The organism is Kocuria sediminis (assembly GCF_009735315.1).
Classification (GTDB): Bacteria; Actinomycetota; Actinomycetes; order Actinomycetales; family Micrococcaceae; genus Kocuria; species Kocuria turfanensis.
In genome coordinates this window covers 152,491-174,948 of sequence record NZ_WOGU01000001.1, presented here as the reverse complement: position 1 = coordinate 174,948, position 22,458 = coordinate 152,491, and the positions used below count along the sequence as shown (strand labels likewise).

Here is a 22,458-nt window from a genome sequence, read left to right as displayed (position 1 = left end):
GGAACCCGTCAGCCGGCGTTCTCCGCGGCGCGGAACTGCTCGATCACCTCGTCGATCGGGCCGTCGCTGCGCACCCGGCCGTGCTCGATCCACACCCCGCGGTCGCAGACCTTGCGGACCACGTCGAAGTCGTGGCTGACCACCAGGAGGGTCTTGCCCTCCTCCGAGAGCTCCCGGACCCGCCCCAGGCTCTTGCGCTGGAAGGGCTCGTCGCCGACCGAGAGGATCTCGTCGATGATGAAGATGTCCGGGTCGGTGAACACCGCCACGGCGAAGGCCAGGCGCAGGTACATGCCCGAGGAGTAGAACTTCACCTCGGTGTCGATGAACTGCTCGATCTCGGAGAAGGCGACGATCTGGTCGAACTTCCGGTCGATCTCGTCCTTCGTCATCCCGAGGATCGCCCCGTTGAGGTACACGTTGTCCCGGCCCGTGAGGTCCGGGTGGAAGCCGGCCCCCACCTCGATCAGCCCGGCCACGCGCCCGTTGACCTCCAGCGAGCCGCCGTCGGGGCTCATCACGCCGGAGACCAGCTTGAGGAACGTGGACTTCCCGGAGCCGTTGAGCCCCACGAGGGCCACGCTCTCGCCCGGGCGGATGCTGAGGCTGAGGTCCTCCAGGGCGCGGAAGCGGTTGGAGATGTCCTGGCGCCGCCCCCGCGCGAGCCACATCACCGTCTCCTTGAGGGAGCGGGCGTGGCGCAGCGAGAACTCCTTGGCCAGGTGCCGGGCGACCACGGCGGGCTCGGCCGGCGGGATGGTGCGGTCAGTGCTCATCGTCACAGCTCCTGCGCGAATCGGCCCTCGAGCCGGCGGAAGGTCAGGTCGCCCAGGAACATGATCACCGCGACCACGAGCAGGGCCACCGGCGTCCACAGGGAGAACAGGTCGGGCGGCACCGTGTGGGCGCCGGGGCTGGTGGTCGGCAGCCAGAACGCCGCGTGGGAGAGCTCCACGGCCACGGTCAGGGGGTTGAGCATGAACCCGGCGAACCACACCGGGCCCAGCACGTCCCGCACCATCATCCACGGGTAGAGCACCGGCGCGGACCAGGTGCTGACCATCACGATCAGGTCCACGAAGTTCTCGGCGTCGCGGAAGAAGACGTTCGCCGCGCCGAAGAGCATGCCCAGGCCCGCCCCCAGCAGTCCCACGATCAGCAGCGCCGCGGGGACCGCCAGCAGGGAGATCCAGGTGGGCGACCAGCCCACGATCAGGCACGCCACGAGCATCACCACCAGCTGCGGGAGCAGGTGCACCCCGGCCACCCACACGGAGGCCACCGGGAACATCTGCCGCGGCAGGTAGATCTTCTTGATCAGGCTGGCGTTGGCCACGATGGAGCGGGCGGCGTTGCCGAAGGACTCCGAGAAGAAGTTCATCAGGATGATGCCGGAGAACAGGTAGACGGCGTAGTTCTCCATCCCCCGCTCCAGGCCCAGGAAGATGCCCAGCGCCACGTAGAAGACCACGAACTGGATGCCGGGCTTCACGTAGGACCACAGCAGCCCCAGGATGGTGCCGCGGTAGCGGATCTGCAGCTCCTTGTCGACCAGCAGCTTCAGCAGGTAGCGCTGCCGGAAGACCGCCGGCAGTCCCGTCCCGGGGGACGGCCTCCGGACGACCGTGGGTGCAGCCATCAGACGCCGATCTCCGAGTGCTCGCGGAAGGTCGCCTCCCACGCCTCCATGGAGGTCACCTCCGGCAGGGCCTCCCGGTAGCGCCGGGAGAGCTCCGGCCAGCGCAGGGCCAGCTGCGCGTGCAGCCGCAGGGACTCGGCCAGCAGGGCGCGGGCCTCCCGGGGCGAGCGCTTGTACCAGGTGTAGCCGGTGCCGTCCGAGGCCGAGACCAGGGCGCTGTCGTAGCGGGTGAGCCGCCACCAGCGGGCGTCCTGGTAGGGCAGGTGCACCTGCGGGTGCTGGTCCGCCTCGTCCGCGGGGCGCACCGCGAGGTGGCGCACCAGGGCGGAGGCGGTGGAGGTGAGGATCCTCACCCCGTGCGGTGCGGAGAGCCGCCGGGTGCGGACGGGCTTGGCCGAGGCCACGGCCGGGTAGGCGTCGATGTCGGCCTGGTAGACGGCGTCGGTGTGCCGGGTCATCAGCCGGCGCACGTCGCGGATCCGCTGGGGCAGCAGCTCGTGCAGCGTCTCGGGCCCGGCCAGCACGTCCCGGAGGGCGAGCACCCGGGCCTCCTCGGCGAAGTACTGCATGGACAGCAGGTGCCGGAGGTCCTTGGCCCCGTTGCGGCCCAGGACCTCCCCGCCCCGGTCGAACGGCGAGTGCAGGAGCGCGGCCACGAGCTGGTTGCGCTTGTGGAAGTACGCCTGCCAGCTGATCGTGTCGTCCTTGTCCGCCCAGGCCAGGTGCCACACGGCCACGCCCGGCAGGGACACGGTCCGGTAGCCGGCCGCCTTGGCGCGGATGCCGTACTCGACGTCGTCCCACTTGATGAACACGGGCAGGGCCAGGCCGATCTCACGGATGACCTGCGTGGGGATCAGGCACATCCACCACGCGTTGTAGTCGACCTCGACGCGGCGGTGCATCCAGGCCGTGCTGCGCAGGCTGCTGTGCCGGAAGTCGTGGCCGAGCTCGACGCCCTCCCCCGCGGGCCCGTACTGGAAGCTGTACGGGTCCATCGCCTCGCCGAAGTTGTGGATCTTCGTGGGGTTGAGCAGGTCGATCATGTGCCCGCCGACCAGGGTGGGACGCTTGCAGAAGTCGGCGAACACGCTGACCCGCCGCACCGCCTCGGGCTCGATCTCCACGTCGTCGTCCATGAGCAGCACGTAGGTGCTGTCCGCGCGGACGGCCTCGTACATCCCGCGCGCGAAGCCTCCGGCCCCGCCGAGGTTGGCCTGGTCGATCACGCGCAGCCGGTCGCCGAAGCGCTCCTGCACCTCGTCGAACCCGGGCTCGTCCACGACCTTCTGGTTGCCCTGGTCCACGATCACGACCTGCTCGACCTGCGGCAGGTTCTCCTGCTGCTCGACCAGCAGCCGGGCGTTCGTCAGGCAGTAGGACGGCTTGTTCATGGTGGTGATCTGCAGGGTCACGGTGCCCTCGGGGATGCCCGTGCCGTCGCCCAGCCACTGGGCGCCGAGCAGTTGGAGGTCCTCGTCGGCGGCGGCCAGGTCGAACCAGTACCACCCGCCGTCGGCGAACGCCTTCAGCGGCAGCACGGCCTCCACCACGTGCTCGGCGCCGGCGACCTCGTGCACGGAGACCGGCACGGACTCGCCCCGGGCGTTGGAGCTGTGCACGCTCACCGTGCCGCGGCCGGTGGTGCGCACGCGCAGCACCACCTCGCGCAGGTGCGTGTTGTGCCGCCAGTAGCTGGCCGGGAACGCGTTGAAGTACGTGGCGAAGGAGACGGTGCTGCGGGCGCGCACGCGCGCGGAGGTGCGCCCGAGGATCGTCAGCCCGCCCGAGGTGGCGGGCTCGGAGGCCACGTTCACCACGATCTGGGGGCGCTGCTCGCCCGTGTCCTCCTGCTGGACGGAGCTGCCGGTGTCCGCCCGGGTGTCCAGGTAGAGCGGCTGGGTGGAGGCGCGGTCCTTGGCCGGGAAGACGAGTTCCTGCAGCACCCGGTGCGCGGTGCCCTCGGTGCCGGCCCGGTCGATGTCCTGGGTCGTCGCGGTCATGCGTCCACTCCCCCGCTCTCGATGGAGGCCCCGCCGGTGAAGTGGGGCTTGAGCTTGTTGTCGACCATGGACAGGGCGGCGCCGATGGCCATGTGCATGTCGAGGTACTTGTAGGTGCCGAGCCGGCCCCCGAACAGGACCTTGTCCTCGCCGCGGGCCAGGTCCCGGTACTTCAGCAGCTTCTCGCGGTCCACGGGCGCGTTGACCGGGTAGTACGGCTCGTCGCCCTTCTCGGCGAAGCGCGAGAACTCCCGCATGATCACCGTGGCGTCCTTGGTGTAGTTGCGCTGCGGGTAGAAGTGGCGGAACTCCAGGATCCGGGTGAAGGGGACGTCGGCGTCCGGGTAGTTCATCACCGGCGCGCCCTGGAAGTCCTCGACCGGCAGGACCTCCTGCTCCAGGTCGATGGTCCGCCACGAGAGGTCGCCCTCGGCGTAGTCGAAGTACCGGTCCACGGGGCCGGTGTAGACCACCGGCACCTGCCCGGAGACGGCGGAGCGGGAGTAGTCGTGGCCGTCGTCGAAGAAGTCGGTGTCCAGGCGGACGTCGATCTTCGGGTGGTCGGCCATGCGCTCGAGCCAGGCGGTGTAGCCGTCCACCGGGAGGCCTTCGTACTTGTCGTTGAAGTACCGGTTGTCGTAGGTGTAGCGCACCGGCAGCCGGTTGATGATCGAGGCGGGCAGGTCCTTGGGGTCGGTCTGCCACTGCTTGCCCGTGTAGTGCTTGATGAACGCCTCGTAGAGGGGCCGACCGATGAGCTGGATGCCCTTGTCGTTGAGGTTCTGCGGGTCCGTCCCGGCGAGCTCCCCGGCCTGCTCCTGGATCAGCGCCCGCGCCTCGGCCGGCGAGTACGCCGCCCGGAAGAACTGGTTGATGGTGCCGAGGTTGATCGGCATGGGGAAGACCTCGTCCTGGTGGCGCGTGTAGACGCGGTGGACGTAGTCGGTGAAGTCGGTGAAGCGGTTGACGTAGTCCCAGACCCGCTCGTTGGAGGTGTGGAAGAGGTGGGCGCCGTAGCGGTGCACCTCGATCCCGGTCTGCTCCTCGTTCTCCGTGTAGGCGTTGCCCCCGATGTGGGAGCGACGGTCGATGATGGCCACGTTGAGGTCCAGCTCGTTGGCGGCCCTCTCGGCCACGGTCAGGCCGAAAAGGCCCGACCCGACGACGACGAGATCTGCGTTCACGGGCAAACTCCTGACATTGGTGTCCTGGTGGGCCCGGCCGACATCCGGCCGGTGGGGGGAGGCACGGGCGCGCCGGGCGTGCGCTGCGTACCAAAGTACCTGATCAGTCCGGGAAGCCCTGAAGCAGCCACTCGGCGGCGAGGCTGCCGGTGGCCGCCAGGGAGGCGTTCTCGGCCGCCCAGTCCGCGCGCCGGCGCCGCAGCCGGTCGTTCTCCTCGGCGAGGGCCGGGTCGCGGCGGCGGTCCAGGGCGGCGATCATCGCCTCGGCCACCGCGTCCGCGTCGTGGTCCACGGCCGCGCCCAGGCCGTTGTCCTCCACGAGCTCGGCGGCGACGCCGGCCCCGGCGTAGACGACGGGGGTGCCGCACGCGGCGGCGGCGTAGATCTTGGTGGGCTTGGTGAAGTCGTAGCCGATGTTCGGCAGCACGGCGCCCAGGGCCGCCACCGCCCCGCGGGTCCACTCGGCGGTCTCGGCGGCCGGGCGCAGCCCCTCGAACACGACGTGGCCGGGGGCCGTGCGGGCGGCGATCTCCTCGACCCGGTCGATGTCGGAGCCGCGGCCGAAGAAGCGCAGCTGCGCGTCGGGGTGGGCCCGCAGGACCCGGGGCATGGCGCGGACGAACACGTCCGCGCCCTGCCACTCGGACATCGACCCGGCGTAGACGAAGTAGGGGGCGCCGGGATCGGCCACGGGGCCGTCGGGCCGGAAGACGTCGGTGTCGATGCCGTTCTCGGCCACGAGCACCTTCTCCCACGCGACGCCGGTGACGGACTGCAGCTCCCGCCCCATGGCCTCGGAGACGGTGAGCACACCGGCGGCCCGCCGCGCCGCGAGCGTCTCCATGACCTGCATGGCCCGCTTGACCAGCGGCGAGACGTCCATCTTCTCCGCGGCGGTCGTCCAGATGTCCGGCGCGTACCAGATGTAGGGCCGGCCCCGCAGCACCGAGGCGGCGAGCACGGCCATCCCCGTGGTGGGGGGCGGCTCGCTGACCACGAGGTCGGCCCGGGTGAGCAGCAGCCGGAAGAACACGGGGACGTCGAAGCTGAGGTACGGCACGATGCCGCGGACGTAGTCGAACCGGTCCCGCAGGACGGGCCAGCGCCGCACCGGATAGGGCTCGGGCTCGATCTCCGTCCCCGCGGGCGGGCGCGTGGTGAGGACCCGCACCTGCGCACCCCGCTCGGTGAGGCCCCGCGCCAGGGCGCGCAGCCGGAAGGACGCGGCCGCCGGCTCGGGGGCGAAGATGCGGCTGACGATGACGACGCGGCGGGGAGTCACGGGGAGACCACCTGTTCGGAGCTTCTCGACGGGCAGGGACAAGGGCGGGGGGCCCGGGGGCCGGGCACGACGGCGCCGGGCGCGGGCGCTCCTACTGTACTGGCCCGCTCCTACCGCACCGTGCGGCTCGTCCAGGCGAGCACCGCCGGGCGGAACAGCAGCAGGAGCACGACGACGGCCGGCGCGGCCAGGACCAGGCCGAGGGCCCACTGCCCGGCCTGGAGCAGCGGGAGGGCGAGCACCAGCACGAAGAGCTGGACGACCAGCGCCGCGGCCCGCGGCCAGCGGAAGCCGCGCCACAGGCCGCGGCCCACGTGCAGCAGCCACAGCGCGCCGCCGAGGAGCACCAGCACCAGGAAGACCGTCCCGCCCACGGTCAGGGGCTGCTCGAAGAGCAGCGTCCAGACCAGGCGGAGCCCGGCGACGGCCAGGGCCAGGGCCTCCAGCAGCACGATGCCGGCCAGCACCGCGATCTCGCGCGGGCGCACACCCGGGGAGGGGGTGGACATGGTGACGGTCTCCTTCCGGCCGGGCGGCGGAGCGCGGGCTGCCGCGCTCCCCCGCCACCATAGTGCGCCGCGCAGCGGCGGGGACGCCCGCGGAACGCCCTCCCGGGCCCGGCTGTGAGGAACACCTCACCGACACGGGTGTGACCGGCGCCCCAAACCCCTTGTCCCCCACCCTGCGGCGTGGGAAGGTGGACGACAGTTCTTCACAAGGCCCGTGCGAGTGGGCCTTTTCTCTTGTCCCGGACGCCCCTGCCGCAGGATCGTTCTGCCCTGTGCGCCGGGACCCGTCCTTGAAAGGAGCGATCGCTGACCATGGATTGGCGTAGTCGCGCAGCATGCCTGGAGAAGGATCCCGAGCTGTTCTTCCCCGTGGGCAACACCGGACCTGCTCTGCTCCAGATCGAAGAGGCGAAGGCCGTGTGCCGCAGCTGCCCCGTGATGGACACCTGCCTCCAGTGGGCCCTCGAGTCCGGCCAGGACGCCGGGGTCTGGGGCGGGATGAGCGAGGACGAGCGGCGCGCCCTCAAGCGCCGCGCCGCCCGCGCCCGCCGCGCCTCCTGAGGCGCCCGCACGGGACGAGGACGTCCGCGGCACCCGGAGGACCGGGACCCCACGGGGTTCCGGTCCTCCGTCGTCAGGGGGCGGGCTGGTCGTCGAGACGGGCCCGCACCGTGACCTCGGTGCCTCCTCCCTGGCGGGGGGACCAGTGGATCGACCCGCCCAGCTCCCCGGCCACGAGGGTGCGCACGATCTGCATCCCCAGGCCCTCCCCGGCGTCCGCCCGCCGGAACGCCCCCGCACCGGACTCCTCGGCCACGGCGGTGCCCATCCCCACCCCGTCGTCGCTCACCACGACCTCCAGCAGCTGGCCGGCGCCCTCCTCGTCGGGCAGCCGGGAGGCCTCCAGGGTCACCGTCCCGGTGCGGCCGGCCAGCCCGTGCTCGACCGCGTTCGTGACCAGCTCGTTGATGACCAGGGCCAGGGGCGTGGCCAGGCGGGTCGGCAGCTCGCCGAACTCCCCGATGATCCGCGTGCGCACCGACTGCTCCGGGGCCGCCACCTCCGCGGCGAGCCGGAACTGCCGCTCGATGAGCTCGTCGAAGTCCACGTTCTGCGAGAACCCCTGCGAGAGCGTCTCGTGCACCATGGCGATCGTCGCCACGCGGCGCATCGCCTGCTCGAGCCCGTGCCGGGCCTCGTCGGTGGTCATCCGCCGGGCCTGCAGCCGCAGCAGGGCGGAGACCGTCTGCAGGTTGTTCTTGACCCGGTGGTGGATCTCCCGGACGGTCGCGTCCTTCGACACGAGCTCCAGGTCCCGGCGGCGCAGCTCGGTGACGTCGCGGCACAGCAGCACGGCGCCCAGCCGGCCCGACCGGTCCCGCAGGGGCACGGAGCGGAAGTTCACGCTCACCCGGGCGCCCTCCACCTCGGTGCGCCAGGCGGTGCGCCCGCTGAGCACCGGGGCGAGCGTCTCGTCCGGTTCGACGCCGGGACCCAACGCGGGCGGGACGACGTCCATGAGGCGCTTGCCGACCAGCTCCCCGTCGATCCCCAGCCGGCGCAACGCGGACTCGGCGTTGGGCGAGACGTAGGCCACCCGGTCGTCCGCGTCGATCCGGATGGCTCCGTCCCCCACCCGCGGCGCGCCGCGGCGGGAGCCCGTGGGCGCCGAGAAGTCCGGCCACAGGCCCTCGTTGGCCATCCGCAGCAGCGCGTCCGCGGCCTCCCGGTAGACGACCTCCTGGAGGGAGGACACCTGCCCGGATCTGCGTCCGGTGTGCACGGTCAGCAGGGCGAGGGTGCGGCCGTTGCGCACGAGCGGGACGATCTTGACCTGGGCGGCCGAGGCGGGCCCGTCCCCTCCCGCGCGCAGGAGCTCGATCCTCCGCCCCACCCACGCCGCGCGCAGCGGCCCGGTGAGCTCCTCGGGCATCAGCTCCCCGACCATGTCCTGGTGGAAGACGGTGGGCCCGGTGGCCGGCCGGACGTGGGCGAGCACCCGGAAGGGGCTGCCCGGGGCGGGCATGCCCCGGCCGTTGCCGCTGCCCGCGGAGGGGATGTAGTCCACCGGGAAGCTCAGCACGAGGTCGCCGAAGGCGAGGTCGGAGATGAGCTGCCAGTCCCCCACGAGCAGGTGCAGCCACTCGTAGTCGCCGGGACCGAAGTCCCCGCAGTTCCTCAGGGGTTCCGTGAACGCCACTTCGCCTCCGGTCGTCGCGGGCGGAGGAACCGGACGGCCCCCCGGGATCAGCGGCGCAACCAGGCCCCGATCCTGCCGCCCAGCCTAGTACCGCGCACCACCGGTTCCCCGCCGGCGTCCGCGCCCTCCGGCTCGGCGATCACCCGGGCGGCGAGCCCGCGCAGCGCCGCCCGCCCGGGCGAGCCGGCCGCGGTCTCCGCCAGCACCGCGCCCGCCAGCAGCGCCTCGTCGAAGGTCTCCGGGTCCCACGGCACGAAGTGCTCCACGGCCGGTCCGGAGCCGAACCGGGCCCACGCCTCGCGGATCCCCAGCTCCGGGGCCCGTCCCGCCGCGGAGCGGCGCAGCTTGTTGACCGTGACGACGAGCCGGGCGCCCGGCGCCGCCGCGGCGACGTCGGGCAGGGCCTTGACCAGCCGTGGAACACCGATGGCGTCCGCCGCCCCCACGGCCACGACCACGTCGGCCCGCTCCAGCACCGTCAGCGCCGCCGCGTGCCGGCGGGGCGCCATCGTGTCCACGGTGAGCTCCTCGTCGGCCTCGAGCGCGAAGCCGCAGTCCACGACCGTCGTCCCGAACTCCTGGGCGCAGCGCTCGAGGACCGTCGCCACCGCTCCCGAGCGCAGCTCCGGCCACCGGTCCTGGCGGGTGAGGCCGGTGAGCACCCGCACGGTCCGCCCGGCGACCGCGACGTCGGCCGCGGTCCGGCGCAGCGCCGGGCCGTCGAGCCGGCCCTGGTCGGCCAGGCGGCAGGCCTGGGCGAGCCCCGCCGCCTCGTCCAGCATCCCGAGGGCGGCGGCCACAGAGGGCCCGTAGGTGTCGGCGTCCGCCAGCCCCGTGTCCTCGCCGAGCAGCGCGAGCTCCGCCGCGAGGTTGACCGCCACGGTCGTGCGACCGGGCGCCCCGGTGGGCCCCCACACCGCCACGATCCGCCCGGACCGGGGCGGGCTCGGCGAATCCGCGCCGGGCGGGGCCGGCTCGGGCCCGGTGATCACCACGTCGGCGGCCTCCGAACCGGCGGCCTGCCGCTCCGGTGCCTGCGCGGCGACGTCGGCGTAGCCGGCGGCGCTCGGTGCGGCCGCCGCGGCGGCCACCGCCTCCTCCACCAGGCGCGCGGCGTCGGCCGGTCCCGCTCGTTCCGGGACGACCACGGCGCCGAGCCCCGCGAGCCGGCGGTGGTCGTGCCCCTCGAGCACCAGCAGCACCGCTCCGCCGAGCCGGACCTGCTCCAGCAGGCTGGCGGTCAGCTCCTCGGCGCCCTCCGCGACCAGGGCGGCCCGGCCGAGGCCCGCCCGCGCCGCCGCCAGGAGCTCGGTGAGGTCCAGGCAGCGCCGGACCACCGTGACGGGCCCGTGCAGCCGCTCGATGCCGTCGACCAGGGGCCACGTCGAGATCCCGAGGGCCATGACCGGCAGCCCGGTCACGGAGCGCCCGCCGGGTTCCACACGAGCGTGACCCGGGCGTCGTTGCCCAGGGCGTCCACGACGTCCTCCATCGGGCCCTCCTCGACGAGCACGTGCACCACCGTGCCGCGGCCCGCCCCCAGAGCGGTCTCCTCCGCGGAGACCGAGGCGATCTCCGCGGCGGGCAGCAGCAGGCGCGCGGACTCGTGGCCACGGCCGGAGGGCTTCTGGGCCGCGACCCACACGTCGACGCGCGAGCCCGCCGCGGCGTCCTCGGGCAGCGGGTGCTCGACGGGCACCGCGACCGGCTTGCGATCGAGCCGGTCGGCCGTGCCGAGGGCGGCCCCCGGCAGCAGCTGGCCCTGCGGGATCCGCTGGGTCGCCACCGTGCCCGGGGCGGGGGCGGCCCCCGCCGGGACGTACAGGTCGGCGGCGCCCTGGAGGCGGACGTCCACGGTCACGACGTCGTCCTCGGTCACGGCCTGTCCGACCTCGAGGTCGCGGGCCGCGGCCAGATAGGGGTCCGTGCGATTGGTGGCCGTCACCACCGCGGTGACCCCGGCGACGGAGAGCAGCACGAGCAGCAGCCCGGTGAGCAGCCGCGGATCCTTCCAGGTCGGCTTCCTGAACCGGGCCGATGCGGCGTCCGCGCCCCTGACCGTGCCGCTCATCGGCGACCGCCTTCCTGCTGCATGGGCGGGCCGTGGCGCCGCGCTCGTCGCCCACATTCTGCCCCCGCGGCAGGAACACGGGAACAGCCCGGTGCACAACTGGGGACAGGCCCGCGCCCGCCCCGCACCGGCTCCCGGTGTGCGGGACGGGGCGTCCTCCCTTGTGGACGGCCACCCGGCGACGGGCGTTCGGTGGCAGACTGGGACGGACGAGCAACGACCTGCGAGGAGGCGGAGCATGGCGCAGCAGCGCTTCCTGACCCTGGCCGACGTCGCCGAGATCCTCAACATCTCGGCCACGCAGGCGAGAGCCCTGGTGCGCAGCGGGGAGCTGCCGGCCATCCAGGTGGGCGGGCGTGGTCAGTGGCGGGTGGAGACGGCCAAGCTGGAGGAGTACATCGCCCGCGGCTACGAGCGCACCGCGGAGGCCGTGCGCTCCGGCTCCCTGGACTGACCGGTGCCCGCACGGTCCCGCTCCGGCGCGGCGCTCACGCTCCGGTGAGCGAGGAGACGCAGACCAGGGCCGAGAACGGCACCGTCCGCGAGGCGGTCACGCTGCCCCGCCTGCGGTAGTCGTCGTCCGGGTGCAGGGCCAGGTCCACGAAGTCGGCGCCCACCCCGTCGATGGTCCCGTCGAGCTCCCCCGGGGCCCCGCCGCCGGCGAGTCGGACCCGCACCCTGACCCGTCCCCGGGCGAGCGCCCGCAGCGCGTGGGCCAGCCCCAGGCGCACGGTCACGGTGTCCGCGGCCGGCTGCCATCCCCGGCCCAGGGACTCCCACCACAGCACCGCGCCCAGCGGCACGAGGTGCTCGGCGCCCCGGTCCTCGAGAGCGACCCACCCGGCGCCCAGCGCCCGCACCCGCCCCTCGACCGGCACGGACCCGGCCAGCAGCGCCCGCACCGGGTCACCGCGCCGCCGGCGCAGACGCTCCGCCAGCTGCACCCGCGCGTACTCGGCCCGGGCCTGCTCGGCAGCCTCGGCTTCGAGGGCCTGCTGGCCCGCGGCGGCCAGCTGGGCCTCCATGTCCGCGAACAGCTGCTCCCAGCGCACCCGGCCCCCCCCTCCGTGCCCGGCGCCTCCGGCCGCGCAGGCCCTCAACCTAGGACCGCCCTGTACGGCCGTCAAGGAGTTCCGTGTCCACCGGAGGACGCGGAGACCTTTACACCCGGTCGGTCACGGTGCTACCAATCTCCCATGACGCCAAAACATGTCAAACGACATCAAACGGCATCAAAGGGGGTATTTCGGCGGGAACGGCGGGGAACGCTCGTGAGCACCACGGCGGGCTCAGCGTCCCGCGCCGTGGCCGAGCTGTGGCCGGCCCTGCTGCTCCCCGCCCTCGGCCTGTCGCTCGCCGCCAGCGGTGCCGTCCTTCTCGGCGGTGTTCCCGCCGGGGGCGGACCCAGCAGCGGGACGGGCGGCACCCCGTGGGCCGCTGCCGGGGATCCCGAGCAGCTGATCGGACTTGCTGCGGCCGGCCTGGGCTGCGCGGTGGTGGTGGCCTGGTCGGCGGCCGCCGCCCTCGCCGTCCTGGCGGTGGTGGCCGGGCGCCACCGGTGGGAGCGCCTGGGCCGGCTGTGCGGGCGCTGCTCCCCGGCGCTGCTGCGCCGGGCCGCCGCGACGGCCCTGGGTCTGCAGCTCGTCGCGGCCCAGGGCGCGGTCGCCGACGAGGCGCCCTCCCCCTTCTGGTCCGGCGGCGCGGAGGTGCGCGGGTCTTCCGGCAGCGCTCCGGACGGACCGGCGCAGCCGCCCGCCGGCGCGGTCCGCCCCGCGCCGTCCTCTCCCGGACCGTCCTCTCCCGTGCCGCCCCCGCCTGCCGGGTCCCCGCACGGGGAGGCATCGCGGTCCTCCGGGGCGCACCCGACGCCGGCCGAGCGCACGGTCGACGGCGCCGTCACCGTCCTGCGCGGCGACACCCTGTGGTCCCTGGCGGCGGCGCACCTCGGCCCCGGCGCCTCGGCCGAGGAGGTCGGCCGCGCCTGGCCCGCCTGGTACGAGCTGAACCGGCACGTCCTGCCGCACGGGCCCCATCTGCTGCTGCCCGGTCAGCGGCTCGTGGTCCCCGGCACCGGGGACCACTGACCACCCGTCCCGACCAGTCCGCTCCGACCAGTCCGTCCCGACCACCGTCGCACCGCTCCCAGGAGGCCCGTCATGAACGCACCCGCCGCCGGTTCCGATCCTGTCGCCCGGCCGCTCGCTCCCCGGCCGTCCCCGGCCGCGCCGCCCGTCCGCCGGGAGCGCCCGGCCCCGCCCACGGCCCCGGGCGGGTACACCTGGGGCGCCACCCGCGTGGTCGGCGGCACCGCCGAGGACGAGCTCGGCCGCGTCACCGCGCTCGCCCGCTCCATCGGCCAGGCGGCCGTGGAGGTGCTCGGCGGCAGCCGGCCGGCAGGGCAGCTGGGCCGGTGGACCACCCCGGAGATCGTGGAGCGCTTCCAGCAGCGGGCCGACATGCTGCGTCTGCTCCAGGAGCAGTTCGAGGGCAAGGCCTCGCTGCAGGAGTTGCACCGCAACCCGCACGTCCGCCGGTGCCGGGTCTGCCGGGTGGACCGCGGTGTCTACGAGGTGGCCCTCGTGGTGGTCGAGCCGCGCCGCGGGCGGGCCGTGGCCATGCGGGTGGAGCGCCTGGGGCGGGGCTGGAGCGTCACCGAGCTCGAGGTCGGCTGACGCCGGCCCGGTGCGCCCCGCTCCCCTCAGCCCTCGGCGGCCTCGGCGGTGCCGGCCCGGGCGCGGGCCCTGCGCCCGGCCCGGTTCGGAGCCGCCTCGTCCGCGGCGGCTCGGGCCGCCGCGGGTGCCGGCTCCACCCGGGTCTGCGTCCCGCCGGTCTCCCCCGGCGCGGTGTACTGCAGGAAGCTGGGCTGGCGCGGGATCTGCAGCTCCACGGGGCCGCCGTCGGCGCCCACGCGCTGACGGCGGATCTCCATCCGGAACAGCGTGGAGACCGTCTCCTCGCGGATCGCCCCCATCATCTCCTGGAACATCGCGTACCCCTCGCGCTGGTACTCCACGAGCGGGTCCCGCTGGGCCATGGCGCGCAGCCCGATGCCCTCCTTGAGGTAGTCCATCTCGTACAGGTGCTCGGGCCACTTGCGCCCGATGACCGAGAGCAGCACACGCCGCTCCAGGTTGCGCATCGCCTCCGGGCCGACCTCCTCCTCGCGCTGGGCGTAGACGAGGCGGGCGTCGGAGAGGATCTGCTCGCGCAGGAACTCGGCGGTGAGGCGGGTGCGCCCGCCGGCCTCCTCCACGACCTCGTCGACCGTGAGGGTCACCGGGTAGATCGTGCGCAGGGACTCCCACAGGCCCTCGAGGTCCCAGTCCTCGGGATGGCCCGCCGCGGTGCGGTCCTCGACCGTGGAGCTGATGACCTCGTCGACGAACTGGACGATCTGCTCCTGCAGGTCGTCGCCCTCCAGGACGCGGCGGCGGTCCCGGTAGACGGCCTCGCGCTGGCGGTTGAGGACGTCGTCGTACTTCAGGACGTTCTTGCGCTGCTCGGCATTGCGGCCCTCCACCTGGCTCTGCGCGGAGGCGATGGCCCGGGAGACGATCTTGTGCTCGAGCGCGGTGTCGTCCGGGGCCCCTGCCATGAGCCGCTGGGCGGCGCCGGCGTTGAACAGGCGCATGAGGTCGTCGGCCAGCGACAGGTAGAACCGCGACTCGCCCGGGTCGCCCTGGCGCCCGGACCGCCCGCGCAGCTGGTTGTCGATGCGCCGGGACTCGTGCCGCTCGGTGCCCAGGACGTAGAGACCGCCGACCTCGACGACCTCCTGGTGCTCCGCCTTGGTCTCGGCCTCGCAGGCGGCCAGCACCTCGGGCCAGACGCGCTCGTACTCCTCGGCGTCGCGCTGAGGGTCCAGACCCCGCTCGCGCATCCGGTCCACCGCGTTGAACTCGGCGTTGCCGCCGAGCATGATGTCGGTGCCGCGCCCGGCCATGTTCGTGGCGACCGTGACGGCGCCCCGGCGACCGGCCTGGGCGACGATCGCGGCCTCGCGGGCGTGGTTCTTCGCGTTGAGCACCTCGTGGCGGACCCCGCGCTGGGCCAGCAGCTTGGAGAGGTACTCGCTCTTCTCGACCGACACCGTGCCCACCAGGACCGGCTGGCCCTTGGCGTGGCGCTCCTCGATGTCCTTGACCACGGCGGCGAACTTGGCGACCTCGTTCTTGTAGACGAGGTCGGGGCGGTCGATGCGGGCGAGCGGGCGGTGGGTCTCGATGGACACGACGCCCAGCCCGTAGGTGTTCATGAACTCGGCGGCCTCGGTCTCGGCCGTGCCCGTCATGCCGGAGAGCTTGTCGTAGAGGCGGAAGTAGTTCTGCAGGGTGACCGTGGCGAGGGTCTGGTTCTCCGCCTTGATCTCCACGCCCTCCTTGGCCTCGATGGCCTGGTGCATGCCCTCGTTGTAGCGGCGCCCGGCGAGGATGCGGCCGGTGTGCTCGTCGACGATCATCACCTCGCCCTTGAGCACCACGTAGTCCTTGTTCGCCCGGAAGAGCTCCTTGGCCTTGATCGCGTTGTTCAGGAAGCCGATCAGCGGGGTGTTCTGCGCCTCGTAGAGGTTGTCGATGCCCAGCCAGTCCTCGACCTTCTCGATCCCGGACTCGAGCACGCCCACGGTGCGCTTCTTCTCGTCGACCTCGTAGTCCGTCTCCGGCTGCAGGCGCTGCACGAGGCGGCCGAACTCGGTGTACCACCGGTTGGCCTCGCCGGACGCCGGCCCGGAGATGATCAGCGGGGTGCGCGCCTCGTCGATGAGGATGGAGTCCACCTCGTCGACGATCGCGAAGTTGTGCCCGCGCTGGACCAGCTCGTCGGGGCTCCACGCCATGTTGTCGCGCAGGTAGTCGAAGCCGAACTCGTTGTTCGTGCCGTAGGTGATGTCCGCGACGTACTGCTGCCGGCGGGTCGCGGGGTCCTGGTTGGCCAGGACCACCCCGGTCTCCATGCCGAGGAACCGGTAGACGCGGCCCATCAGGTTGGCCTGGTACTCGGCCAGGTAGTCGTTCACGGTGACGACGTGCACGCCCTTGCCGGTGAGCGCGTTGAGGTAGGCCGGGGCCGTGGCGACGAGGGTCTTGCCCTCGCCGGTCTTCATCTCGGCGATGTTGCCGAGGTGCAGGGCGGCGCCGCCCATGAGCTGGACGTCGTAGTGGCGCTGGCCCAGGGTCCGCGAGGCCGCCTCCCGGACCACGGCGAAGGCCTCGGGCAGCAGCCGGTCCAGCGACTCGCCGTCGGCCACCCGGGCGCGGAACGCGTCCGTCTCGGCGCGCAGCTCCGCGTCGCTGAGCTCCCGGAAGCTGTCCTCGAGGCTGTTGATGGCGGCCGTGTAGGACCGCAGCCTCGTCAGGACCTTCTTGTCTCCGGTCCTGAGGACTTTCTCCAGGAATGACGCCACGTGCACACGCTCCTCGGTGTTCGACTGCCGCGTTGGGCTGGTGGGGGGTATTACGGCACCTCCTCCAGTCTACGGGAGCAGGCCCGTCCCGGCGGGCACGGAGGAGCCCGGTGGCGTCGACCACCGGGCTCCTCCGGGGTGGGACCCGGCCGGCTCGCAGCCGGCGGGGTCCCGCGCTCAGTGCTTCGTGCTCAGCGGGCACCCTCGGTCTGGTACGCCCGGACGCTCTCCTGGGGCTCCTCGCCGTCCTCGCTGAGGCTGATCACGCCGTAGCTCCAGCCCTTGCGGCGGTAGACGGCGGAGGGCTCCCCGGTCTCCTTGTCGAGGAAGAGGTAGAAGTCGTGGCCGACCAGTTCCATGTGGTCGACGGCCTCGTCGACGCTCAGCTCGGCGGCGGGGAACCGCTTGCGCCGGATCTCGACGGGCGTGACCGCGTCGGTGAGGCTCACGCTCTGGTCGAACGCCTCCTGCTCGGCGGTCGCGAGCTCTTCGGGGGTGGTGTAGATGGGTCCGGAACTCGGGACCACGGGCAGGGCGCCGGTGGCCTCGTGAACGGCGGTGGGGCGGTGGGCGCCGCGGTGCACCTTGCGGCGGTCGCGCGCGCGGCGCAGCCGCTCGAGCAGCTTGCTGTAGGCCTCGTCGAAGGCCGCGAACTTGTCGTCGCCGCGCGCCTCGGCCCGCAGGACGGGGCCGCGCCCGGACACGGTGATCTCCACGCCCATGCCCTGGTGACCCGGCATGGCGTGGTCCTTGGTGACCTTGACATCAATGCGCTGGACCTTCTCGCCCAGCTCCTCGAACTTGACGACCTTCTCGGCGGCGTACTCCTTGAACCGCTCCGGTACGGCGACGTTGCGCCCCATGACGTTCAGTTCCATGATGCCCTCCAGTTGTCGGGGGTGACGTGGGCGGATGGGGCCGCCCACCCGGGAGGATTGTTGCGTCCCGTGACTCAACGTTAGTGGAATCACAGTCGATATTCACCAGCCCCCGGAGGGGCCGGACGGGAATCAGCGGTCAGCGGAACCGCCGGCGGGCGCACGGCCGCGAGGACCACGGCGCCCACCACGTCCGCGCCGCCGGCCCGCAGCGCCCGGGCCGCTTCGGCGAGGGTCGCCCCCGTGGTCAGCACGTCGTCGACGACGACGCATCGGGCCCCGGCGGGCACGACCGCCCGCAGCGACCCCGCCGGCCGGGCGCGCCGACCGGCCCGGCCGAGCCTCTTCTGCGCCGGCGCGGGGAGCACGCCGGCGCCGCCGCGGTGCCGCAGGTGCCCGGCGACCGCGCTGCCCGCCGGGAGCACCCCGCGGCGTGCGCAGTCCTCCAGCAGGACGAGCACGGGATCGAACCAGCGCCGGCGCAGGGCCGACGGGGCCGTGGGGACCGGGACCAGGAGCACGGGCCCCGGCGGCCACGACGGGGCGGCCGCGCGCAGGGCCGTGGCCAGACCGGCCGCGAGGACGGGGGCGAGGTCGGTGCGGCCGCCGTTCTTGAACGCGAGCAGGCAGGTCGCGAGCTCGTGGGCGTAGCGGCCCGCGGCGGTGACCGGCAGGCACGGCCCGAGCAGGGGCGCGGCCGAGGAGGCCTCGAACGGCCGGGCGCAGGAGCGGCGCAGCAGCATCCGGCAGCCCCGGCACAGGCCGCTGCCCGGCGCCCGGCACACCGCGCACTCCACCGGAACGAGGACCTCGGCGGCCTCGGCCAGGCGGTCCAGGACACGGACGGCAGCACGGTCCAGGACACGGGCGGCCGCACGGTCCGGGACGCGGGCGCGGGGCGGAACGGCAGGCATGGGACCATCGTGGGCCGGAGGGTCCCGCCGGTGCCCGGGGCGGTCCCGGATCCGGACGGCCGCACCTGTGGACGGCCCGGCGCCGGACGGTCCACCGGCGGGCCGCCCGGCTACGGCCGGCGGACCGCGGCGGGCCCGTCAGCCGGCGAAGGCGGTGTCCCGCACGTCCTCGCTCTGCGGGGCCCAGGCGCTGCCGGTGAGCATGTGCAGCGTCCCCCCGGCCACGGCGTAGACCGAGGAGGTGCCGTTGCCGCCGCTGAGCCCCGTGACCCCCTCCAGGCCGGGCAGCTCCCGGTGGCGCCCCGACACGTCGTAGACCCGGGGCCGCACGGACCCGGTCCCGCCGAGGGGGGCGGTCACGAACTCCCGGTCGCTGAGCCACAGGGCCACGTCCGCGTCCACGTCGGCGGCCACCCGGTACGGCTCGTTGAGCCGCTGCGGGGCGCCCTCGGGCCCGCGCACCACGCCCGAGACCCACACCTGGGCGACCCCCTCGTCCTGGGTGACCACGAGCGCCCGGGTGCCGCCGCGGGAGATCCGCAGGGACGTCGCCGTCCGCGCGGCCAGCCACGGGGCCTCGACGCGCACCGGCTCCGCGTTCCGGACCCCGGGGCGCACGGCCCGCACCGTCCCGGCCGAGTCCGCCGCCCACACCCACCCGTGCTCGTCGAAGCTCGGGCGGGTCAGGCCCGTGCCGCTGAAGCGCTCCACGGGCTCCGACTCGCGGTCCACGGTCACCAGGGCGCCGGTGCCGGCGTCCACGAACGCGAAGTGCTCGGCGGCGGCGTCCATCGCCGGGCTGGAGGGCCGGTGGCCGTCCAGCGGCGCGAGGCCGTTGACGGCGTCGGTCTGGCCGCCCTGGTAGAACACGAGCTCGCCGTCGCGCAGGCCGATCTGCCGGGACGGGACCGTGACGTCCTCCACGGGGGCCGTGTCGGTCCAGCCCGCGCCCAGCTCCACGGGCGCGCCGTCCACGAGCAGCTCGACGTCGTTCACGGCGGTGAGCGAGCGCAGGCTCAGCGCGAGCTGGTCGTGCATCCGCCGGTTGATCTCGATGTTCGCCGGGTCGAAGTCCGGCACGCTGAGCTCCACGGTGGCCGTGCCGTTGCGCACCGGCACCGCCGAGCGCGCCAGCGTGGTGCCGGCGGGGAAGGCGGTGCTCACCGCGCCGCGCAGGTAGGGGGCGGGGCCGCCGAGCAGGCCGCGCACGATCGAGGTGGACACGGGGGTGCGGTCGGGGAACCAGCGCGGGTCCGCCACGAAGTTGCTCTGGTCCGTGTCGGCGAAGTAGAGCTGGTGGGGCTCGAAGATCTCCTCGAAGTCCGTGGCGGTGAGCACGGTGGCGTCGGGGGCGTCCGAGATCCGCCACTGCCCGTCCACCTGGACCACGTCGAAGTCGAGCACCTCGGTGGCCCCGGCGGGCTTGCGCTCGATCACGCCCGCGCCGTCCACCACGGCGGCGACCTCGAGGCTCATCCGGTACTCGTTCTCCTCCAGCCGGGGCACGAGCGACGGCTCGCCGCGGTGCACGACGGTGCGCGCGTCGGGGTGCCAGGTCGCTGCGAGCTCCGGGGTCAGGTACTCCCGGGCCACGGAGTAGTCGTCGTCCACGCCCGTGCCGGCGGCGAGGAAGCCGCGGACCACCTGCTCGGGCTCCGCGCCCTCCTGGGGACCCGCCGGCGCGACGTCGTAGGTGGGCTCGGCCGTGGTGCGGGTGGGCTCGGCGTGGCGGTGCACCGGCCCGGAGCGCGGGATGGCGCCGCAGCCGCCGAGGACCACGGCCAGGCACAGGGCGGCGGCGGCCGTCGCCCGGCGGCGGTGGGTGCGGGTCACGGCCGGTCCTCCTCGTCGACCGGCGCCGCCGGAGGGGTCTGCTCCGGCGGACGGGCGGACGTCAGGACCAGGGTGCCGGTGGCCGTCACCTCCGCCGTCTCCGGGTAGGCGGCGGAGTCCGGGGGCAGCCCGACGGGGCTGGGGTCCTCCGGGCCGAGCCGGCGCGCGCGGGTGCGGGGCAGGGTGAGCCGGAAGCAGGCGCCCTCCCCCGGAGCACCCCAGACGTCGAGGCGGCCCCCGTGCAGGCGGGTGTCCTCGGTGGCGATGGCCAGGCCCAGGCCGGTCCCGCCCGTGGTGCGGGCCCGGGCGGGATCGGCGCGCCAGAAGCGGTTGAACACCTTCTCCGCCTCCTCCTCGTCCATGCCGATGCCGTGGTCCCGCACGGCCACGGCCGCTGCGACGTCGGAGGCGCCCACGACGATGTCGATGGGCCGGCCCTCCCCGTGCTCCAGGGCGTTCACGACGAGGTTGCGCAGGATCCGCTCGATCCGCCGCTGGTCGCCCTGGACCGTGCAGCGGGACAGCTCGGAGCGCACGCGCACGGCCGAGCCCGAGGAGACGGCGAGCGGGGCGGCGCCCTCCACGACGTCGTGCACCACCGAGAACAGCTCCACGCTGGCCACCTCGAGCCGGGCGGCGCCGGCGTCGAAGCGGGAGATCTCGAGCAGGTCGGCCAGGAGGGAGTCGAAGCGGTCCACCTGGTGGTAGAGCAGCTCGGCGGACCGCCGGTTGACGGGGTCGAAGTCCTCGCGGGCGTTGAACAGCACCTCCGCGGCCATCCGCACCGTGGTCAGCGGGGTGCGCAGCTCGTGGGAGACGTCGGAGACGAAGGTCTGCTGCATCGAGGAGAGCTGCTCCAGCTGGGTGATCTGCTCCTGCAGGCTGTCGGCCATCCGGTTGAAGGAGCGCGCCAGCCGGGCGACCTCGTGCGAGCCGCTGACCGGCAGGCGCACCCCGAGGTCGCCCTCGGCGAGCTGCTCGGCCACCCGGGCCGTGCTGGAGACGGGGCGGACGACCTCCCGGGTCACGTACCAGACGATCGCGCCCACGAGCAGGAGCAGCACCACGACCGACAGCAGCAGCACCGCGTGCATCGCGTCCAGGGTCCGCTGGGGCTCGGAGAAGTCGTAGACGAGGTAGAGCCCGTAGCGGGAGTTCTGGTAGAGCTCCACCACCGTGCCCACGACGACGACCGGGGCCTCGTCGCCGTTCTCCGTCATTGGCACCGAGCCGGGCTGCCAGAACACCCCGTCCTGCTCCGCGAGCCGCTCCTGCAGCTCCTGCGGGACGGTGCTCGACGTCATCCACGGGCTCTGGCTCTGCGCCGGGATGAGGGTCTGCCCGCTCGTGTAGTCCATCGGCAGCAGGATCCAGCGCTCCGACTCGGCGCCGTCGACCGAGAGCGCGCCCAGGGTGGAGGCGACGAGCGCCTGCAGCTCGTCGCGGTCCGAGGCGTCCGAGGCGTCGAAGCTGTCCTGCACCTGCTCGAAGTCCGCGGTGGCCGAGGCGAGCACCTGGTCGAGGCGCTCGCTGAAGAGCCGGTCGGCGATCTGGTGCGAGAGGAAGCTGCCAGTGACGAAGAACGCCAGTGCCGTCAGGGACAGGGACACGGCGATGGCGCGGAACTGCAGGGACTGCCGCCAGCGGCGCGCCAGGAGGAGCCGGAACAGCTGCAGGCGGCGGCCCGTGGAGCGGACCGGCCCGCGGCGCCGGGGGGAGGCGACGGCGTCCGACGGGGTCATCGGGCGGACGAGCCCGCCTTGTAGCCGACGCCGCGCACGGTGACCACGATCTCGGGGTTCTCCGGGTCCCGCTCGATCTTGGAGCGCAGCCGCTGCACGTGGACGTTGACCAGCCGGGTGTCGGCGGCGTGCTGGTAGCCCCACACGTCGCGCAGCAGCATCTCGCGGGAGAAGACCTGGTGCGGAGCGCGGGCCAGGGCGGTGAGCAGGTCGAACTCGAGCGGGGTGAGGTTGATCTCGTGGTCGCCGCGGTGCACGCTGTGCCCGCTGACGTCGATGGTCAGGTCACCGATCCGCAGCTCGGAGGAGTGGGCGCGCTCGACCGGGCGCAGGCGCGCCCTGACCCGGGCCACGAGCTCGGCGGGCTTGAAGGGCTTGGGCACGTAGTCGTCGGCGCCGGCCTCCAGCCCGCGCACCACGTCGACGGTGTCCGACTTCGCGGTGAGCATCACCACCGGGACGTCGGAGATCGTGCGGATCTCCCGGCAGACCTGGATGCCGTCCTTGCCCGGGAGCATGAGGTCGAGCAGCAGCAGGTCCGGGCGCACGGCGCGGAACGTGTCCACGGCCGTGCCGCCGTCGTAGCAGAAGACGGGCTCGAAGCCCTCCGCGGTCAGGACGATCCCGATCATCTCCGACAGGGCGGCGTCGTCGTCGACGACCAGTATTCGCGCGTTCATCGCCTCTCCGCTGGGATCGGGCGGACCCGCCGGAGGCGGCTCCCGCCGTGGCCCCGGGAGGTCCGGGGCACCGTGCTGGACCGTGGTCCACCTGCATTGTCCCCGATCCCGGCCGGGGC

At 73.7% G+C, this 22,458-nt stretch carries 20 protein-coding genes; 4 read left to right on the top strand and 16 right to left on the bottom strand.

What is annotated here, in order from left to right:
* Nucleotides 1-8: 8 nt before the first annotated feature.
* From GMA12_RS00800 to GMA12_RS00775, 6 genes are all read right to left on the bottom strand, one after another.
* Nucleotides 9-776, bottom strand: a complete 768-nt coding sequence (locus GMA12_RS00800) for an ABC transporter ATP-binding protein (RefSeq protein WP_156266301.1) — start codon at nucleotides 774-776, stop codon at nucleotides 9-11.
* A 2-nt stretch (nucleotides 777-778) separates the two neighbouring features.
* Nucleotides 779-1,639: an ABC transporter permease gene (locus GMA12_RS00795; RefSeq protein WP_156266299.1), complete on the bottom strand. Its 861-nt coding sequence runs from the start codon at nucleotides 1,637-1,639 to the stop codon at nucleotides 779-781.
* The gene (locus GMA12_RS00790) at nucleotides 1,639-3,642 is read right to left on the bottom strand and encodes a glycosyltransferase (protein ID WP_156266297.1); all 2,004 of its coding nucleotides are present in this window, start codon (nucleotides 3,640-3,642) and stop codon (nucleotides 1,639-1,641) included. Before GMA12_RS00790 ends, GMA12_RS00795 begins: the two co-directional genes overlap by 1 nt.
* Nucleotides 3,639-4,826: a UDP-galactopyranose mutase gene (gene glf, locus GMA12_RS00785; RefSeq protein WP_162459295.1), complete on the bottom strand. Its 1,188-nt coding sequence runs from the start codon at nucleotides 4,824-4,826 to the stop codon at nucleotides 3,639-3,641. Before glf ends, GMA12_RS00790 begins: the two co-directional genes overlap by 4 nt.
* Nucleotides 4,827-4,929: 103 nt before the next feature.
* Nucleotides 4,930-6,108 carry a glycosyltransferase family 4 protein gene (locus GMA12_RS00780; RefSeq protein ID WP_162459294.1) on the bottom strand — a complete coding sequence of 393 codons (1,179 nt, stop codon included), beginning with the start codon at nucleotides 6,106-6,108 and terminating at the stop codon, nucleotides 4,930-4,932.
* 110 nt (nucleotides 6,109-6,218) lie between these two features.
* Nucleotides 6,219-6,617 (bottom strand): hypothetical protein, encoded by a 399-nt coding sequence (locus GMA12_RS00775; RefSeq protein ID WP_156266293.1) that lies wholly within the window; start codon nucleotides 6,615-6,617, stop codon nucleotides 6,219-6,221.
* 312 nt (nucleotides 6,618-6,929) lie between these two features.
* Here GMA12_RS00775 and GMA12_RS00770 point away from each other — a divergent pair, with 312 nt between their 5' ends.
* Complete coding sequence (locus tag GMA12_RS00770; protein WP_017833636.1) at nucleotides 6,930-7,178, top strand: WhiB family transcriptional regulator; 249 nt, start codon at nucleotides 6,930-6,932, stop codon at nucleotides 7,176-7,178.
* A 73-nt stretch (nucleotides 7,179-7,251) separates the two neighbouring features.
* On the opposite strand, the gene GMA12_RS00765 is transcribed toward GMA12_RS00770, so the two are convergent.
* From GMA12_RS00765 to GMA12_RS00755, 3 genes are read right to left on the bottom strand one after another with little or no spacing between them, the layout of a single operon-like run.
* Nucleotides 7,252-8,817, bottom strand: a complete 1,566-nt coding sequence (locus GMA12_RS00765; RefSeq protein WP_162459293.1) for a sensor histidine kinase — start codon at nucleotides 8,815-8,817, stop codon at nucleotides 7,252-7,254.
* 47 nt (nucleotides 8,818-8,864) lie between these two features.
* Complete coding sequence (locus GMA12_RS00760; RefSeq protein WP_370829747.1) at nucleotides 8,865-10,238, bottom strand: CpaE/TadZ family protein; 1,374 nt, start codon at nucleotides 10,236-10,238, stop codon at nucleotides 8,865-8,867.
* Nucleotides 10,235-10,888: an SAF domain-containing protein gene (locus GMA12_RS00755; RefSeq protein ID WP_156266289.1), complete on the bottom strand. Its 654-nt coding sequence runs from the start codon at nucleotides 10,886-10,888 to the stop codon at nucleotides 10,235-10,237. The genes GMA12_RS00760 and GMA12_RS00755 overlap by 4 nt, the downstream gene beginning before the upstream one ends.
* 238 nt (nucleotides 10,889-11,126) lie before the next feature.
* On the opposite strand from GMA12_RS00755, the gene GMA12_RS00750 reads away from it, so the two are divergent.
* Nucleotides 11,127-11,342 carry a helix-turn-helix domain-containing protein gene (locus GMA12_RS00750; RefSeq protein ID WP_047802457.1) on the top strand — a complete coding sequence of 72 codons (216 nt, stop codon included), beginning with the start codon at nucleotides 11,127-11,129 and terminating at the stop codon, nucleotides 11,340-11,342.
* A 34-nt stretch (nucleotides 11,343-11,376) separates the two neighbouring features.
* On the opposite strand, the gene GMA12_RS00745 is transcribed toward GMA12_RS00750, so the two are convergent.
* Entirely contained in the window at nucleotides 11,377-11,940 is a 564-nt protein-coding gene (locus tag GMA12_RS00745; protein ID WP_162459292.1) for a hypothetical protein, read from the bottom strand.
* A gap of 219 nt (nucleotides 11,941-12,159) precedes the next feature.
* On the opposite strand from GMA12_RS00745, the gene GMA12_RS00740 reads away from it, so the two are divergent.
* On the top strand, nucleotides 12,160-12,972 hold the full coding sequence (locus GMA12_RS00740) for a LysM peptidoglycan-binding domain-containing protein (protein WP_162459291.1): 813 nt from the start codon (nucleotides 12,160-12,162) through the stop codon (nucleotides 12,970-12,972).
* A 72-nt stretch (nucleotides 12,973-13,044) separates the two neighbouring features.
* Nucleotides 13,045-13,560 carry an Rv3235 family protein gene (locus GMA12_RS00735; RefSeq protein WP_156266285.1) on the top strand — a complete coding sequence of 172 codons (516 nt, stop codon included), beginning with the start codon at nucleotides 13,045-13,047 and terminating at the stop codon, nucleotides 13,558-13,560.
* A 26-nt stretch (nucleotides 13,561-13,586) separates the two neighbouring features.
* Here GMA12_RS00735 and secA read toward each other — a convergent pair whose 3' ends face one another.
* From secA to mtrA, 6 genes are all read right to left on the bottom strand, one after another.
* Entirely contained in the window at nucleotides 13,587-16,292 is a 2,706-nt protein-coding gene (secA, locus tag GMA12_RS00730; protein ID WP_370829735.1) for a preprotein translocase subunit SecA, read from the bottom strand.
* A 191-nt stretch (nucleotides 16,293-16,483) separates the two neighbouring features.
* Nucleotides 16,484-17,170 (bottom strand): ribosome hibernation-promoting factor, HPF/YfiA family, encoded by a 687-nt coding sequence (hpf, locus tag GMA12_RS00725; protein WP_156266283.1) that lies wholly within the window; start codon nucleotides 17,168-17,170, stop codon nucleotides 16,484-16,486.
* 89 nt (nucleotides 17,171-17,259) lie between these two features.
* Nucleotides 17,260-18,084, bottom strand: coding sequence for a ComF family protein (locus tag GMA12_RS00720; protein WP_156266281.1), 825 nt, complete (start codon nucleotides 18,082-18,084; stop codon nucleotides 17,260-17,262).
* A gap of 138 nt (nucleotides 18,085-18,222) precedes the next feature.
* Entirely contained in the window at nucleotides 18,223-19,917 is a 1,695-nt protein-coding gene (locus GMA12_RS00715) for an LpqB family beta-propeller domain-containing protein (RefSeq protein WP_370829730.1), read from the bottom strand.
* Entirely contained in the window at nucleotides 19,914-21,659 is a 1,746-nt protein-coding gene (gene mtrB / locus GMA12_RS00710) for an MtrAB system histidine kinase MtrB (protein WP_156266279.1), read from the bottom strand. Before mtrB ends, GMA12_RS00715 begins: the two co-directional genes overlap by 4 nt.
* Nucleotides 21,656-22,339 carry an MtrAB system response regulator MtrA gene (gene mtrA / locus GMA12_RS00705; protein ID WP_156266277.1) on the bottom strand — a complete coding sequence of 228 codons (684 nt, stop codon included), beginning with the start codon at nucleotides 22,337-22,339 and terminating at the stop codon, nucleotides 21,656-21,658. The genes mtrB and mtrA overlap by 4 nt, the downstream gene beginning before the upstream one ends.
* Nucleotides 22,340-22,458: the final 119 nt, after the last annotated feature.